16 protein-coding genes are annotated in these 14,822 nt (G+C 55.3%); 12 read left to right on the forward strand and 4 right to left on the reverse strand.

Going from position 1 to position 14,822, the window contains the following annotated elements:
* Nucleotides 1-12: 12 nt before the first annotated feature.
* From lhgD to csiR, 5 genes are all read left to right on the forward strand, one after another.
* Nucleotides 13-1,281: an L-2-hydroxyglutarate dehydrogenase gene (gene lhgD, locus OGV50_RS22600; RefSeq protein ID WP_200092769.1), complete on the forward strand. Its 1,269-nt coding sequence runs from the start codon at nucleotides 13-15 to the stop codon at nucleotides 1,279-1,281.
* A gap of 23 nt (nucleotides 1,282-1,304) precedes the next feature.
* Complete coding sequence (gene gabD, locus OGV50_RS22605) at nucleotides 1,305-2,753, forward strand: NADP-dependent succinate-semialdehyde dehydrogenase (protein ID WP_286488789.1); 1,449 nt, start codon at nucleotides 1,305-1,307, stop codon at nucleotides 2,751-2,753.
* A gap of 24 nt (nucleotides 2,754-2,777) precedes the next feature.
* Nucleotides 2,778-4,061 (forward strand): 4-aminobutyrate--2-oxoglutarate transaminase, encoded by a 1,284-nt coding sequence (gene gabT / locus OGV50_RS22610; RefSeq protein ID WP_286488790.1) that lies wholly within the window; start codon nucleotides 2,778-2,780, stop codon nucleotides 4,059-4,061.
* Between the two features lie 129 nt (nucleotides 4,062-4,190).
* Nucleotides 4,191-5,591 carry a GABA permease gene (gene gabP, locus OGV50_RS22615; protein WP_024130878.1) on the forward strand — a complete coding sequence of 467 codons (1,401 nt, stop codon included), beginning with the start codon at nucleotides 4,191-4,193 and terminating at the stop codon, nucleotides 5,589-5,591.
* A 56-nt stretch (nucleotides 5,592-5,647) separates the two neighbouring features.
* On the forward strand, nucleotides 5,648-6,340 hold the full coding sequence (gene csiR / locus OGV50_RS22620) for a DNA-binding transcriptional regulator CsiR (protein ID WP_047461758.1): 693 nt from the start codon (nucleotides 5,648-5,650) through the stop codon (nucleotides 6,338-6,340).
* 6 nt (nucleotides 6,341-6,346) lie between these two features.
* Here csiR and lysM read toward each other — a convergent pair whose 3' ends face one another.
* Nucleotides 6,347-6,796, reverse strand: coding sequence for a peptidoglycan-binding protein LysM (lysM, locus tag OGV50_RS22625; RefSeq protein ID WP_012134776.1), 450 nt, complete (start codon nucleotides 6,794-6,796; stop codon nucleotides 6,347-6,349).
* Between the two features lie 190 nt (nucleotides 6,797-6,986).
* On the opposite strand from lysM, the gene OGV50_RS22630 reads away from it, so the two are divergent.
* Complete coding sequence (locus OGV50_RS22630) at nucleotides 6,987-7,514, forward strand: rhodanese family protein (protein WP_286488791.1); 528 nt, start codon at nucleotides 6,987-6,989, stop codon at nucleotides 7,512-7,514.
* A 107-nt stretch (nucleotides 7,515-7,621) separates the two neighbouring features.
* Here OGV50_RS22630 and stpA read toward each other — a convergent pair whose 3' ends face one another.
* A complete protein-coding gene (stpA, locus tag OGV50_RS22635; RefSeq protein WP_114848685.1) occupies nucleotides 7,622-8,023 on the reverse strand; it encodes a DNA-binding protein StpA in 402 nt (133 codons plus the stop codon).
* A gap of 508 nt (nucleotides 8,024-8,531) precedes the next feature.
* Between stpA and alaE the strand changes: the two genes are divergently transcribed.
* Complete coding sequence (gene alaE / locus OGV50_RS22640; RefSeq protein ID WP_024130879.1) at nucleotides 8,532-8,981, forward strand: L-alanine exporter AlaE; 450 nt, start codon at nucleotides 8,532-8,534, stop codon at nucleotides 8,979-8,981.
* 39 nt (nucleotides 8,982-9,020) lie between these two features.
* On the opposite strand, the gene OGV50_RS22645 is transcribed toward alaE, so the two are convergent.
* Nucleotides 9,021-9,377, reverse strand: a complete 357-nt coding sequence (locus tag OGV50_RS22645) for a DUF2002 family protein (RefSeq protein ID WP_012134782.1) — start codon at nucleotides 9,375-9,377, stop codon at nucleotides 9,021-9,023.
* A gap of 162 nt (nucleotides 9,378-9,539) precedes the next feature.
* On the opposite strand from OGV50_RS22645, the gene OGV50_RS22650 reads away from it, so the two are divergent.
* On the forward strand, nucleotides 9,540-9,866 hold the full coding sequence (locus OGV50_RS22650; protein ID WP_024130880.1) for an ElaB/YgaM/YqjD family protein: 327 nt from the start codon (nucleotides 9,540-9,542) through the stop codon (nucleotides 9,864-9,866).
* 33 nt (nucleotides 9,867-9,899) lie between these two features.
* On the opposite strand, the gene pdxR is transcribed toward OGV50_RS22650, so the two are convergent.
* Nucleotides 9,900-11,252: a MocR-like pyridoxine biosynthesis transcription factor PdxR gene (pdxR, locus tag OGV50_RS22655; protein WP_286488792.1), complete on the reverse strand. Its 1,353-nt coding sequence runs from the start codon at nucleotides 11,250-11,252 to the stop codon at nucleotides 9,900-9,902.
* Nucleotides 11,253-11,355: 103 nt separating this feature from the next.
* Here pdxR and OGV50_RS22660 point away from each other — a divergent pair, with 103 nt between their 5' ends.
* The 4 genes from OGV50_RS22660 (at nucleotide 11,356) to nrdE (ending at nucleotide 14,819) form a co-directional block, all read left to right on the forward strand.
* On the forward strand, nucleotides 11,356-11,787 hold the full coding sequence (locus OGV50_RS22660; RefSeq protein ID WP_024130881.1) for a carboxymuconolactone decarboxylase family protein: 432 nt from the start codon (nucleotides 11,356-11,358) through the stop codon (nucleotides 11,785-11,787).
* Nucleotides 11,788-12,049: 262 nt separating this feature from the next.
* Nucleotides 12,050-12,295, forward strand: coding sequence for a glutaredoxin-like protein NrdH (gene nrdH / locus OGV50_RS22665; protein ID WP_024130882.1), 246 nt, complete (start codon nucleotides 12,050-12,052; stop codon nucleotides 12,293-12,295).
* The gene (gene nrdI / locus OGV50_RS22670; RefSeq protein ID WP_198448580.1) at nucleotides 12,292-12,702 is read left to right on the forward strand and encodes a class Ib ribonucleoside-diphosphate reductase assembly flavoprotein NrdI; all 411 of its coding nucleotides are present in this window, start codon (nucleotides 12,292-12,294) and stop codon (nucleotides 12,700-12,702) included. The genes nrdH and nrdI overlap by 4 nt, the downstream gene beginning before the upstream one ends.
* Nucleotides 12,675-14,819, forward strand: a complete 2,145-nt coding sequence (nrdE, locus tag OGV50_RS22675; protein ID WP_110493910.1) for a class 1b ribonucleoside-diphosphate reductase subunit alpha — start codon at nucleotides 12,675-12,677, stop codon at nucleotides 14,817-14,819. The genes nrdI and nrdE overlap by 28 nt, the downstream gene beginning before the upstream one ends.
* The last annotated feature ends 3 nt before the right edge of the window (nucleotides 14,820-14,822 follow it).

Genomic DNA, 14,822 nt, shown 5'->3' on the forward strand with positions numbered 1-14,822 from the left:
GGAATTAAGCGGATGTATGATTTTGTGATTATTGGCGGCGGCATTATCGGCATGTCGACCGCCATGCAGCTTATTGATGTGTATCCAGACGCCAGCATCGCCCTGCTGGAAAAAGAGTCCGAACCGGCCTGTCATCAGACGGGTCACAACAGCGGCGTGATCCATGCCGGGGTCTACTACACTCCCGGTAGCCTCAAAGCGCAGTTTTGCCTCGCCGGAAATCGCGCCACCAAAGCCTTTTGCGATCAAAACGGCATTCGCTACGACACCTGCGGAAAAATGCTGGTGGCGACATCCGAACTGGAAATGACGCGGATGCGGGCGCTGTGGGATCGCACGGCGGCAAACGGCCTGGAACGCGAGTGGTTAAGCGCGGCGGAACTGCGGGAGCGGGAGCCGAACATCACCGGTCTGGGCGGGATTTTTGTCCCCTCCAGCGGAATTGTCAGCTACCGGGACGTGACGGCGGCGATGGCGAAAATCTTCCAGGCCAAAGGCGGTGAGATTGTCTACAACGCGGAGGTCAGCGCGCTGAAGGAACATGCGGCGGGCGTGGTGATCACAACCCGGGGCGGGCAGATATACGAAGCCTCAACCCTGATTAGCTGTTCCGGGCTGATGGCCGACCGGCTGGTTAAAATGCTGGGGGTCGATCCCGGTTTTATCATCTGCCCGTTCCGTGGCGAATACTTCCGTCTGGCGTCGCAGCATAATCAAATCGTTAACCATTTGATCTATCCCATTCCCGATCCGGCGATGCCGTTTTTGGGCGTCCACCTCACCCGGATGATCGACGGCAGCGTTACCGTCGGGCCTAACGCCGTGCTGGCTTTTAAACGAGAAGGCTACCGGAAAGGCGATTTTTCATTATCCGATACGCTGGAAATTTTCGGTTCGTCCGGCATCCGCCGCGTGCTGCAAAACAATCTGCGCTCAGGGCTTGGCGAGATGAAGAACTCACTGTGCAAAAGCGGCTATCTGCGGCTGGTGCAAAAATATTGCCCCAGCCTGACCTTAAAAGATTTGCAGCCGTGGTCTGCTGGCGTGCGGGCGCAGGCGGTGTCGCCGGATGGCAAGCTGATCGACGATTTCCTGTTTGTTACCACGCCACGATCCATTCACACCTGCAATGCGCCCTCTCCGGCGGCCACATCAGCCATTCCCATCGGGGCGCATATCGTCAGCAAAGTGCAGACGCTGCTGGCAAGCCAGAGTCATCCCGGACGCACGCTACGTGCGGCACGTCGCGTGGACTCATTAAACGCCGCATTCACCCGTTAACCCTTTTAAGACAGGAAGCAATCATGCAACTTAACGATCCCACCTTGTTCCGCCAGCAGGCGTTTATTGAGGGGCAATGGCGCGACGCCAGAAGCGGCGACACAATCGCCGTAACCAACCCAGCGAACGGCCAGCCGTTAGGCAGCGTACCGAAAATGGGGGCAGAAGAGACCCGCGAAGCCATTGACGCCGCTAACCGCGCGCTGCCCGCCTGGCGCGCGCTCACCGCCAAAGCGCGGGCGAATATTCTGCGTCGCTGGTTCAATTTGATGATGGAGCACCAGAACGATCTCGCCCGCCTGATGACGCTGGAACAGGGGAAGCCGCTGGCGGAGGCAAAAGGAGAAATCAGCTATGCCGCCTCTTTTATTGAATGGTTTGCCGAAGAGGGTAAGCGTATCTATGGCGACACGATTCCAGGCCACCAGGCCGATAAGCGCCTGATCGTTATCAAGCAGCCGATTGGCGTTACCGCCGCCATCACGCCGTGGAATTTCCCCTCGGCGATGATTACCCGCAAAGCCGGCCCGGCGCTGGCGGCCGGTTGTACGATGGTTCTGAAACCCGCCAGCCAGACGCCGTTTTCCGCCCTGGCGCTGGCTGAACTGGCGAACCGCGCCGGGGTTCCCGCAGGCGTCTTTAACGTCGTCACCGGTTCTGCGGGAGCGGTCGGCAATGAACTGACCAGCAACCCGCTGGTGCGCAAACTGTCGTTTACCGGCTCAACCGAAATTGGCCGTCAACTGATGGAACAGTGTGCGAAAGACATCAAAAAGGTGTCGCTGGAGCTGGGCGGCAACGCGCCGTTCATCGTCTTTGATGACGCCGATCTGGATAACGCCGTGGAAGGCGCGCTGGCCTCTAAGTTTCGCAATGCCGGGCAGACCTGCGTCTGCGCTAACCGCCTGTATGTGCAGGACGGCGTGTATGACCGCTTTGCGGAAAAACTCCAGCAGGCGGTGAGCAAGCTGCATCTCGGCGACGGCCTGCAAGCAGACGTCACCACCGGGCCGCTGATTGACGAAAAAGCGGTAGCCAAAGTGCAGGAGCACATCGCCGACGCGCTGGAGAAAGGCGCAAAAGTGCTCTGCGGCGGTAAGGCGCATGCGCTCGGCGGCAACTTCTTCCAGCCCACCATCCTGGTGGACGTCCCCAATAACGCGAAAGTGGCTAAAGAAGAGACGTTCGGCCCCCTCGCCCCGCTATTCCGCTTTAAAGATGAAGCTGACGTGATCGCGCAGGCGAACGATACCGAGTTCGGTCTGGCGGCCTATTTCTACGCCCGCGATTTAAGCCGCGTGTTTCGCGTCGGTGAAGCGCTGGAGTACGGCATTGTCGGCATCAACACCGGCATTATCTCCAACGAAGTCGCGCCATTCGGCGGGATTAAAGCCTCCGGTCTTGGCCGCGAAGGTTCTAAGTACGGCATCGAAGATTATTTAGAAATCAAATACATGTGCATCGGCCTTTAAAAAAACAATACTGGAGAACACCTGATGAGCAGCAATAAAGAATTAATGCATCGCCGCAGTAACGCCGTCCCTCGCGGCGTAGGACAGATCCACCCTATTTTTGCCGATCGCGCGGAAAACTGCCGGGTCTGGGATGTGGAAGGCCGCGAGTATCTCGATTTTGCAGGCGGTATTGCGGTGTTGAATACCGGGCACCTGCACCCGGAGATCGTCTCGGCGGTCGAAGCACAACTGAAAAAGCTGTCGCATACCTGTTTTCAGGTGCTCGCCTACGAGCCGTATCTGGAGCTGTGCGAACTCATGAACCAGAAGGTGCCGGGCAATTTCGCGAAGAAAACCCTGCTGGTGACTACCGGTTCCGAAGCGGTGGAAAACGCGGTGAAAATCGCCCGTGCGGCGACAAAGCGTAGCGGCGCCATCGCTTTTAGCGGCGCTTATCATGGCCGTACCCACTACACCCTGTCGCTGACCGGAAAAGTCAATCCCTACTCTGCCGGAATGGGGCTGATGCCAGGCCACGTTTACCGCGCGCTCTACCCTTGCGCCCTGCACGGCATCAGTGATGATGACGCGATTGCCAGCATCCAGCGCATCTTTAAAAACGATGCCGCGCCGGAAGATATTGCCGCCATCATCATAGAACCGGTACAGGGAGAAGGCGGTTTTTATGCAGCCTCGCCCGCTTTTATGCAGCGTCTGCGCGCACTCTGCGACGAACACGGGATCATACTCATTGCCGATGAAGTGCAAAGCGGCGCGGGGCGTACCGGTACGCTTTTCGCGATGGAGCAGACGGGCGTCGCCCCGGACCTCACCACCTTCGCCAAATCGATTGCCGGCGGCTTTCCGCTGGCGGGAGTAACCGGTCGCGCCGATGTGATGGACGCCATCCCGCCGGGCGGTCTGGGCGGCACTTACGCCGGTAATCCTCTCGCCTGCGCTGCCGCGCTGGCGGTACTGAACATTTTCGAGCAGGAAAACCTGCTGCAAAAAGCCAAAGACCTGGGGCAAACCCTGCGTAAAGGGCTGTTGAATATTGCTGAAACGCACCGCGAGATTGGCGACGTGCGCGGCCCGGGAGCGATGATCGCCATTGAGCTGTTTGAAAATGGCGATCGCAGCAAACCGGACGCGAAGCTGACCGCCGACATCGTCGCCCGCGCCCGTGATAAAGGGCTGATCCTGCTCTCCTGCGGGCCGTACTACAACGTACTGCGCATTCTGGTGCCGCTGACTATCGAAGAAGCGCAAATTCAGCAAGGGCTGGACATTATCGCCCAGTGTTTTGATGAGGCGAAGCAAGGTTAGGTCGTTGTAGGCCGGATAAGGCGCTTGCGCTGCCATCCGGCAATGTTGTGATGCCCGGTGGCGCTCCGCTTACCGGGCCTACGCATCAAGAGCAGCCAACAGCTTCAATAACAATAACGGGGTAAGAAGATGGGGCAATTGTCAGAATCACATGCTTTAGGTGGCGGACTGAAATCCCGCCACGTCACCATGCTGTCTATCGCCGGCGTCATTGGCGCCAGTCTGTTTGTCGGTTCCAGCGTCGCGATTGCGCAAGCCGGGCCTGCGGTACTGCTGGCTTACCTGTTTGCCGGGTTGCTGGTCGTTATGATTATGCGAATGCTGGCCGAAATGGCCGTCGCCACGCCGGATACCGGCTCTTTCTCAACCTATGCGGATAAAGCCATCGGCCCCTGGGCGGGCTACACCATCGGCTGGCTGTACTGGTGGTTCTGGGTGCTGGTTATCCCGCTGGAGGCCAATATTGCCGCCATCATCCTGCATTCATGGATACCGGGCGTCCCCATCTGGCTGTTCTCTCTGGCGATAACCATCGCATTAACCGGCAGTAATTTGCTGAGCGTCAAAAATTACGGCGAGTTCGAATTCTGGCTGGCGCTGTGCAAAGTGATTGCCATTCTGGCGTTTATCGCGCTGGGCGCGGCGGCAATTAGCGGCTTTTATCCCTACGCAGACGTGAGCGGCGTTTCACGCCTGTGGGATCACGGCGGCTTTATGCCCAATGGCTTCGGCGCGGTACTGAGCGCGATGCTGATCACCATGTTCTCATTTATGGGCGCAGAGATTGTCACGATTGCCGCCGCCGAGTCCGACACGCCGGATAAGCATATCGTGCGCGCCACCAACTCGGTGATCTGGCGTATTTCAATCTTCTACCTGTGCTCTATTTTCGTGGTGGTCGCGCTCATCCCGTGGAACATGCCGGGACTCAAAGACGTTGGTTCCTACCGTTCGGTACTGGAATTGCTGAATATTCCTTATGCCAAAGCGATCATGGACTGCGTGATTTTATTGTCAGTCACCAGTTGCCTGAATTCCGCGCTGTATACGGCGTCGAGAATGCTCTACTCCCTCAGCCGTCGTGGCGATGCGCCCGCCGTTATGGGCAAACTCAACCGCAGCAGGACGCCGTATGTGGCGGTGCTGTTATCCACAGGGGCGGCATTTCTCACGGTGGTGGTAAATTATTACGCCCCGGCGAAAGTGTTTAAATTCCTGATCGACAGCTCCGGCGCGATCGCCCTGCTCGTCTACCTGGTGATTGCGGTTTCCCAGCTCAGAATGCGGAAAATCCTGCTGGCGGAAGGGAGCGAAATTAAGCTGAAAATGTGGCTCTATCCGTGGCTGACCTGGCTGGTTATCGCTTTTATCTGCTTTGTGCTGGTGGTGATGCTATTCCGACCGGCGCAACAGCTGGAGGTGATTTCTACCGGGCTGTTAGGACTGGGGATCATTTGTACCGTGCCGATTATGTCCCGCTGGAAAAAACTGGTATTGTGGCAAAAAACGCCGTTGCAAAATACGCGTTAGACCTGTGTCCCGGCGCGCGCCGGGATATCAGCCCAATGCTATTCAGGAGTTGTACCATGACCGCCTCTGCCCAACCGACGGCCATAGATGGATACCGATGGCTCAAAAACGATATTATTCGCGGCGTTTATCAGCCCGATGAGAAGCTGCGCATGAGTCTGTTAACATCACGCTATGAGTTAGGCGTGGGGCCGTTGCGGGAAGCGCTTTCTCAACTGGTGGCGGAACGGCTGGTCACGGTGGTGAACCAGAAAGGCTATCGCGTGGCGTCGATGTCGGAGCAGGAACTGCTCGATATTTTCGATGCCCGCGCCAATATGGAAGCCATGCTGGTGCAACTGGCTATTGAGCGTGGCGGCGATGAGTGGGAAGCCGATATTCTCGCCAGGGCGCATATGCTCAACAAACTGGAATCGAGCGATGCCAGCGAACGTATGCTGGATGAGTGGGATCAGCGCCATCAGGCATTTCATACGGCTATTGTTGCCGGTTGCGGCTCACATTATCTGCTGCAAATGCGCGAGCGACTTTTCGATCTGGCGGCACGCTACCGTTTTATCTGGCTGCGCAAAACGGTTCTGTCCGTTGAAATGCTCGAAGATAAACATATTCAGCATCGGGCGCTTATGGAGGCTATTCTGGCGCGCGATGCCGCACGCGCCAGCGAATTAATGCGCCAGCATTTACTGACGCCAATTCCGATTATTCAACAGGCGATGGCCGGTAAACTTCAGCAGGAACAGAGCTGAGTCCGGTTACTCTTCCGGGATACGTAAAACCTGCCCAGGATATATTTTATCCGGGCTTTTCAGCATCGGCTTATTCGCTTCAAAGATTTTGTTGTACAGGTTGGCATTACCGTAAACCTGTTTTGAAATAGCGCTCAACGTGTCGCCTGATTTCACCGTATAAAATTGACTCTCCGCCGCAGGCGCTGACGTTTTAACCTGATCTTCCACACTGCCGATCCCGGAAATATTCCCGATCGCAATGAGGATTTTTTCTTTCGCTTCCTGACTTAAACCGTCGCCCGTTACCGTCGCTTTACCGTCCGTCACCTGCACATTGACTTTATCGGCGTCAGGAATACCGGTTTTGTTTAAGTGTTCCTGCACCTTTTTCGCCAGATCATCTTTATCATGATTTCCGGTTACGGCATCCCAGAGCTTTTCGCCCGCATCTTTCACAAAATTGAAGAGACCCATATTTACCTCGGTTGTACACAATAGACACCCAGAGAGTGTAGCAGAGGGAAGCGGCTTAACAGGGAAACGGCATGACATATTGCTGGCGCAAACTGTAAGGCGAACAAGACATTCCTCATTTACACCCTTTACGCTGCCAGGAAGCTGATTTACGCTGCTAAATACACCGTATTGTCCACCAGGAGAAACCATGACAACCGGGACGATTTCCCCGCGCGAAGCACAGGCGCTGATAGCACAAGGGGCAACGCTGATTGATATCCGTGACGCCGATGAATACCTGCGCGAACATATTCCCGACGCGCAGCTGGCGCCGCTCTCCACGCTTAAGCACGGCGCTTTTCCGGCGGCGTTACGGGCTGAACGCATCATCTTTCACTGTCAGTCAGGCAGGCGTACCAGCGGCAATGCCGCAACGCTCCAGGCGGTCGCCGCCCCCGCAGAAGTCTGGCTGCTGGAGGGGGGAATCGAAGGCTGGAAAGCTGCGGGCCTGCCCGTGGCGGAAGATAAGTCTCAGCCGCTGCCGCTGATGCGTCAGGTGCAAATTGCCGCCGGAGGGCTGGTTCTACTGGGCGTTGCGCTGGGTTACACCGTCAGTAGCGGTTTCTTCCTGATCAGCGGCTTTGTTGGCGCCGGGTTAATGCTGGCGGGATTCACGGGTTTCTGCGGCATGGCGCGACTGCTCGAAAAGATGCCCTGGAACCGGCGAACGCATTAAGCGGTAGCGCCAGAATCGCCGCAGCCCCCGTCGGGCCGGGTGGTTTGTACTGACCAGGTTGATATCAGCCGGATAAGCACCGTCTCATCCGGCAAAATACCGCGAAATTAGATCAGAAAATCATCCAGAGATTTCCCCGCCGCCAGCGCCTGGGCAATCGGCTTAGGCGTGCGCCCCTGACCGGTCCATGTTTTCGTCTCACCATCAAAATCGGTAAAACGATATTTCGCCGGGCGCGGCTGACGTTTTTTACCTGAACGCGGCGTTGCCGCCCCCATATTTAATAAGTCTTCTGGCTTGATGCCGTCGGCTTTCATCATCTCCAGAAAGGTATTAATTTTCTCTTGCTGTTCAGCGCGCAGACGCTGTTGCTCTTCTTCTTCTTCGCGTCTTTCTTTAGTGACAACCCTGAATTTTTCGAGCATTTCTTCAAGAACGTCAATGGAGAATTCGCGGGCCATTGCGCGCAGTGTACGGATATTATTTAAATTCTGTAACATCAAAGTCATAACAATAAAACCTTTTAACGCAGGGGAAAACAAGTATTACGCCAGAAAGTATATTCGATTATTGATTATATTTCCAGAGAGTGGGATATACAGCAATATCCGGCCTGCACACCGCCGCTTATATTTATTCGCCTTCGCCGTTATATATTCAGCCTGAATAACGCACGCCTGAAAAATTAAAAAAGCGGCCCCTCCCCGGCGAACACAACAGCAGCCGTCGATGCCCTTTCGCTCCCGCCTCGCTTGCGCAAAACGCCGAAAAAACCAATAAAAGTTAACCCATTGATTTGGAAAACATTAGTCACGGCGGACAACGAAAATCCCGAAACGAACAAAAAACAGACACTGGCAGAGTATTTTATCGACAAAAAGACAATAAATAAAAATTTTACACTAGTTGCTAGTTATTATATAGAGATATACGCTATGCATTAGCGAAAGCACTACGCTAAATCACTACAACCACACGTTCAATGGCGATTTTTACCCTTTTACAAGGAGCATTAACATGTTCTCACCGCAGTCACGCTTGCGTCATGCAGTCGCAGACACGTTCGCGATGGTTGTTTATTGTTCTGTCGTGAACATGTTGATCGAGATATTCCTCTCTGGAATGACCTTTGAACAGTCGCTGTCTTCCCGTCTGGTCGCCATTCCGGTCAATATTCTGATCGCGTGGCCCTATGGAATGTATCGTGATGCGATTATGCGCGTCGCGCGTAAGGCGAGCCCGGCGAGTTGGGTGAAGAATCTGGCGGATGTACTGGCTTACGTCACCTTCCAGTCTCCGGTTTATGTCGCGATTTTGTTGACGGTCGGCGCAGACTGGCACCAGATTACAGCGGCAGTCAGTTCGAATATCGTGATATCCATGCTGATGGGCGCGGTTTACGGCTACTTCCTTGATTATTGCCGCCGCCTGTTCAAAGTCAGCAGCTACCACCAGGCCAAAGCCTGAGACCCGCTTTCTTCGCGACTGGCAAGGCCAGTCGCTTCATTAGTTTGAATTTGGTTTTGCTTCGCCAAACAGTCCATGCAAATAGCGCTCAAGCGCAATCCGTGAACTAAAGCCGTGCGGTATGCCGTAATGTTCGTGAATTTCTCCGCCTAAATAAAGCGGGAACTGATGATAATGATCGCAGGTTTTAATTTCCGAAGCGGGTTCTGCCAGTGAAGAACTGCGTTCTTTTAGCGTCGGATGAATCACTAATGCGGTACGCCCCATACGCGCTTCACGATTAACGTACACATAATTTTCGCCACGTCGATAACCGTATGCTTTCTGTGTTACCACATCTACGGTAAAACCCACTTTTTCAAGTACGCGCGCCACCTCATCGGGTCGTAAATACATATTTTATCCTCGTTATCCTTTACTGCGGGCTTACCTTACCCGATCCAGCATTAGCAACGCTTTCAGAAAAATCCATAAACTCGCGAATATACCGTGACGCGCCTCAGAAGATAAAAAATATGGACTACACTGAAGTTCACATCGAAATCAATGGAGGATCATATGTTTAACCGACCGAGCCGAAAAGACGCCGATGAAAATGTTCAGGATATTCAGAACGATGTCAGTCAATTAGCCGATACCCTTGAAGACGTGCTGAAATCATGGGGAAGCGATGCCAAAGATGAAGCGGAAACCGCGCGGCGCAAAGCGCAGGCATTGCTGAAAGAAACCCGTGCCCGTATGCATGGCCGCACGCGAGTAGAACAGGCGGCGCGTGATGCCGTGGGATGTGCGGATACCTTTGTGCGAGAAAAACCCTGGTGCAGCATGGGGACAGCCGCCGCTGTCGGCATCGTTGTCGGGGCGCTGTTAAGTTTACGCCGTTAACGGGGAATCTTGCCGGATGCGACGCAGAGCGTCTTATCCGGCCGACGGCGTGTCGGTTATGGCTTCCCGAAGCTGACGTGCGACCTGTTTTGCCATTTCCGCTGAAGTGATGTTGGTAAACGACAACAGCAGTCCTCCCCTTCCTTCTGACTTAAGCCGCCAGCGGCTCAATGCCTGCACCGCTAATCCGGCCTGATTGGCTTTCGCCGTCAGCAACCGGTCATCAGCATCCACCGCAACAACCAGCTGAATGCCGCCTTCCTGCGGGACAACGGCGAATCCCTGCTCACGCAGCGCCTCTTCCATCCAAAGCCGTCGCCTGGCGTAATGCTGGCGCATCTTTTTCAAATGCCGCCAGAAATGACCATCGCGGATAAAATCCGCCAGCGTCTGCTGCCACAGTACCGGCACGCTACAGGCCATCAGCCCCGCCAGCTGACGAAAACGCGCCACCTGATTAAGCGGAACCACCAGCCATGCGGTACGCAGCGCCGGGAACAGCGACTTGCTGAACGTTCCGGCATAGATCACCCGCTGCGGCGCATCGAGGCTTTTCAGCGGCGGAAGCGGCTTGCCGTGGTAACGAAATTCACTGTCATAATCGTCTTCGATAACCCATGCCTGCGCGCTCGCCGCCCATTCAAGTAACTGGCGGCGACGGGTTAAAGAGAGCGCCACGCCGAGCGGGCTTTGGTGGGCCGGCGTTAACAACACAAAACGCGCCTGCGGGTAATCGTGAATGCCTGCCGCCACATTCAGTCCATGATCATCGACCGGAACCGGCATCAGCCCGATATTTTCCTGGGCAATCACCGGGCGAATAAGGGGAAACCCGGGATCTTCAACCCACATGCCTTCTCCAGGTTTCGCCAGCGCGCGCAGGATAAGGGTCATTGAGGACGCATAGCCGGAAGTGATAAACACCTGTTCCGGCAGGCATTCAATACTGCGCGACACCCGCAGATAATCGACAATGGCCTCGCGCAAAACCGCTTCGCCGCAGACGTCGCCCAACGCGAGATCAAAACGGGTCTGCGTACGCAGGCGACGCCCCATCACCCGCGCCCAAATCTCACGCGGGAAAAGATCCAGCGCAGGTAATCCCATTTGAAATGGATCGGGCGTCTGGCTTTCTCCGGCGAAAACGGCAGGCGTAGCGACCGTTTTTTCTGGACGTACATGCCCGCTGACAAACGTACCGGCCTGCCCGCGCCGCTCCAGCCAGCCTTGCGCCACCAGCTCGCCGTACGCGTTTTCGACCGTCGAGCGTGAAACGCCTAACTCTTGCGACCATGTCCGGCTGGACGGCAAACGCGCCCCGGCCTTGAGTTCGCCATGCTCAATGGCGTTTTTTAACTGACGGGCGATTTGCTGGTAGCGTGGCACAGGTGAACGATCCTTTATGGTCTGCTTTTTTCATAAAAATATGGCTCTCTTTAGCAGTCCATTATAGTGCTACATTGCTGACGTCTAAACGAGGAGAAGTATGATGACGACATTACGTCAGCCCTATTATGAACTTAGCCCTGAAGTCTATAGTGCGCTGGGCCAGGCCAAAAAAGCGTTGGAAAACAGCGCGCTGGACACCACGCTGATGGAACTGATTTATCTGCGTATCTCACAGATCAACGGTTGCGCATTTTGTCTGGAGATGCACAGCAAAGCCCTGCGTAAATCCGGCGTGGCGCAAAGCAAACTGGATGCACTGGCCGGGTGGCGGGTAAGCCATCACTTCAGCGAACAGGAGCGTGCGGCGCTGGCCTGGGCGGAATCCGTCACGGATATCGCAAGAACGCATGCCGAAGATGACGCGTATCTGCCGCTACTCGAAAGTTTCAGCGCCCGTGAAATCAGCGATCTGACCTTCGCTATCAGTCTGATGAACTGCTTCAACCGACTGGCCGTTGGGATGCGGATGTAAACCCGCTATTGCCGGATGGCGGCGTAAACGCCTTATCCGGCCTACACCGTAGGCCCGGTTAGCGTAAGCGCCATCGGGCGACGTTTAACCATACCCCCCCATTCCCGCTGAGCTAATCAGCAGAAGCAAATTAATCGATATTTCCCATATCTTGTGTGGTTGAAACTTTATTCATCTACATCTAGTATTCTCTCTATCAAGACACACACAACCCGACGCATATCATTGCGCCGTTCTCTCATTTTAAATGGAAATACGAATCATGCGCATTACTATTTACACTCGTAACGACTGTGTTCAGTGCCACGCCACCAAACGGGCGATGGAAAGCCGTGGATTTGACTTTGAGATGGTGAACGTCGATCTGGTTCCCGACGCGGCAGACACCCTGCGGGAAAAAGGTTTTCGCCAGCTGCCGGTGGTCATCGCGGGCGATACCAGTTGGTCAGGCTTCCGCCCGGATATGATCAACCGTCTGCATCCTGATGCGCGCGTGGCCAGCGCATGAGCCAACTCGTCTACTTTTCCAGCAGCTCCGAAAATACGCACCGCTTTATGCTGCGTCTGGGGCTGCCCGCTATTCGCATTCCGCTTAATGAACGCGAGCGAATCAGGGTAGACGAACCTTACATTCTGGTCGTCCCCTCTTACGGCGGCGGCGGTACGGCAGGCGCGGTTCCACGACAGGTGATCCGCTTTTTAAATGATGAACATAACCGGGCGTTAATTCGCGGCGTGATCGCCTCCGGCAACCGTAACTTTGGCGAGGCTTACGGTCGCGCTGGCGAGGTCATTTCACAAAAATGCGGCGTCCCCTGGCTGTACCGCTTTGAACTGATGGGAACGCAAAGCGACATCGACAACGTCCGAAAAGGAGTGAGCGAATTTTGGCAACGACAACCGCAGAACGTGTGAAGCAAGAAACGATGGATTATCACGCGCTGAATGCCATGCTGAATCTGTACGATAAAGCAGGCCATATTCAGTTCGACAAGGATCGGCAGGCGGTAGAGGTGTTCTTTGCCACCCATGTCCGCCCCAATTCCGTCTCCTTTGCCAGCCAGGACGAGCGCCTGGAATATCTGCTTCGCGAAGGCTATTACGACGAAAGCGTTTTAACCCGCTACGATCGCGCTTTCGTGGTGAAGCTGTTTGCTCACGCCCACGCCAGCGGTTTTCGCTTCCAGACGTTCCTTGGCGCGTGGAAATATTACACCAGCTATACGCTGAAAACGTTCGACGGCAAACGCTACCTTGAAGACTTTGAAGACCGGGTGACAATGGTGGCGCTGACGCTGGCGCAGGGCAATGAAGCGCTGGCGATGCAGCTTACCGATGAAATCCTCTCCGGGCGCTTTCAGCCAGCCACGCCGACCTTCTTAAACTGCGGCAAACAACAGCGCGGCGAGCTGGTCTCCTGCTTCCTGTTACGCATTGAAGACAATATGGAGTCCATTGGCCGGGCGGTTAACTCGGCGCTACAGCTTTCCAAGCGCGGCGGCGGCGTGGCGTTTTTGCTCTCGAATCTTCGTGAAGCGGGCGCGCCGATCAAGCGTATTGAGAACCAGTCCTCGGGCGTGATCCCGGTAATGAAGATGCTGGAAGACGCCTTTTCTTACGCTAATCAGTTAGGGGCGCGTCAGGGGGCGGGCGCCGTGTATCTGCACGCGCACCACCCGGATATCCTGCGTTTTCTCGACACGAAACGCGAAAACGCCGATGAAAAGATCCGCATTAAAACGCTGTCGCTGGGCGTGGTGATCCCGGACGTAACGTTCCGTCTGGCGAAAGAAAACGCGCAGATGGCGCTGTTCTCGCCTTACGATGTCGAACGCATTTACGGCAAACCGTTCGGAGATATCGCCATTAGCGAACGGTACGATGAGCTGCTCGCCGACGAACGCGTACGCAAGCAGTACATCAACGCGCGCGAATTTTTCCAGCGGCTCGCGGAAATCCAGTTTGAGTCAGGCTATCCCTACATCATGTACGAGGATACGGTAAACCGCGCGAATCCGATTGCCGGTCGCATCAACATGAGCAACCTGTGCTCGGAGATTTTGCAGGTCAACAGCGCCTCCACCTATGATGAAAATCTGGATTACGCGCAGACCGGGCATGATATCTCCTGCAACCTCGGTTCGCTGAACATCGCCCATACGATGGACTCCCCGAATTTTGGCCGCACGGTGGAAACGGCGATTCGCGGCCTGACGGCGGTATCGGATATGAGCCATATCCGCAGCGTACCGTCAATTGAAGCCGGAAACGCCGCGTCACACGCGATTGGCCTGGGGCAGATGAACCTGCACGGTTATCTGGCGCGAGAAGGCATTGCCTACGGCAGCCCGGAGGCGCTGGATTTCACCAACCTCTATTTCTACACCGTGACCTGGCACGCGCTGAATACCTCAATGATGATGGCGCGTGAACGCGGTAAAACCTTCGCCGGATTCAAACAATCGCGCTATGCCAGCGGCGAGTATTTCGAACAATATTTGCAGGGCGACTGGCAGCCGAAAACCGACACGGTTCGTGCGCTCTTTGCCCGTAGCGGCATTACGCTTCCGGGCCGCGAAATGTGGGCACGGCTGCGGGATGAGGTGATGCGCTACGGCATCTATAACCAGAATTTACAGGCGGTGCCGCCGACCGGTTCCATTTCCTATATCAACCACGCGACGTCAAGCATTCATCCGATCGTGTCGAAGATAGAGATCCGCAAAGAAGGAAAAACCGGGCGCGTTTACTACCCGGCCCCGTTTATGACCAATGAGAACCTGGACATGTACCAGGACGCCTATGAAATCGGCCCGGAAAAAATCATTGATACCTATGCCGAAGCCACACGCCACGTTGATCAGGGACTGTCGCTGACGCTGTTTTTCCCGGATACCGCGACAACCCGCGATATCAACAAAGCCCAGATTTACGCGTGGCGAAAAGGGATCAAAACGCTGTATTACATCCGTCTGCGTCAGCTGGCGCTGGAAGGTACTGAAATAGAAGGCTGCGTATCATGCGCGCTATAAGGA

The sequence above is a fragment of the Citrobacter sp. CK180 genome (genome assembly GCF_030333655.1).
Lineage (GTDB): Bacteria > Pseudomonadota > Gammaproteobacteria > Enterobacterales > Enterobacteriaceae > Citrobacter_B > Citrobacter_B koseri.

Bases quoted from the DNA above. Each gene is read 5' to 3' on its own strand.
- lhgD (WP_200092769.1), top strand. From the start codon at position 13: ATGTATGATTTTGTGATTATTGGCGGCGGCATTATCGGCATGTCGACC.
- gabD (WP_286488789.1), top strand. From the start codon at position 1,305: ATGCAACTTAACGATCCCACCTTGTTCCGCCAGCAGGCGTTTATTGAG.
- gabT (WP_286488790.1), top strand. From the start codon at position 2,778: ATGAGCAGCAATAAAGAATTAATGCATCGCCGCAGTAACGCCGTCCCT.
- gabP (WP_024130878.1), top strand. From the start codon at position 4,191: ATGGGGCAATTGTCAGAATCACATGCTTTAGGTGGCGGACTGAAATCC.
- csiR (WP_047461758.1), top strand. From the start codon at position 5,648: ATGACCGCCTCTGCCCAACCGACGGCCATAGATGGATACCGATGGCTC.
- lysM (WP_012134776.1), bottom strand. From the start codon at position 6,796: ATGGGTCTCTTCAATTTTGTGAAAGATGCGGGCGAAAAGCTCTGGGAT.
- OGV50_RS22630 (WP_286488791.1), top strand. From the start codon at position 6,987: ATGACAACCGGGACGATTTCCCCGCGCGAAGCACAGGCGCTGATAGCA.
- stpA (WP_114848685.1), bottom strand. From the start codon at position 8,023: ATGACTTTGATGTTACAGAATTTAAATAATATCCGTACACTGCGCGCA.
- alaE (WP_024130879.1), top strand. From the start codon at position 8,532: ATGTTCTCACCGCAGTCACGCTTGCGTCATGCAGTCGCAGACACGTTC.
- OGV50_RS22645 (WP_012134782.1), bottom strand. From the start codon at position 9,377: ATGTATTTACGACCCGATGAGGTGGCGCGCGTACTTGAAAAAGTGGGT.
- OGV50_RS22650 (WP_024130880.1), top strand. From the start codon at position 9,540: ATGTTTAACCGACCGAGCCGAAAAGACGCCGATGAAAATGTTCAGGAT.
- OGV50_RS22660 (WP_024130881.1), top strand. From the start codon at position 11,356: ATGACGACATTACGTCAGCCCTATTATGAACTTAGCCCTGAAGTCTAT.
- nrdH (WP_024130882.1), top strand. From the start codon at position 12,050: ATGCGCATTACTATTTACACTCGTAACGACTGTGTTCAGTGCCACGCC.
- nrdI (WP_198448580.1), top strand. From the start codon at position 12,292: ATGAGCCAACTCGTCTACTTTTCCAGCAGCTCCGAAAATACGCACCGC.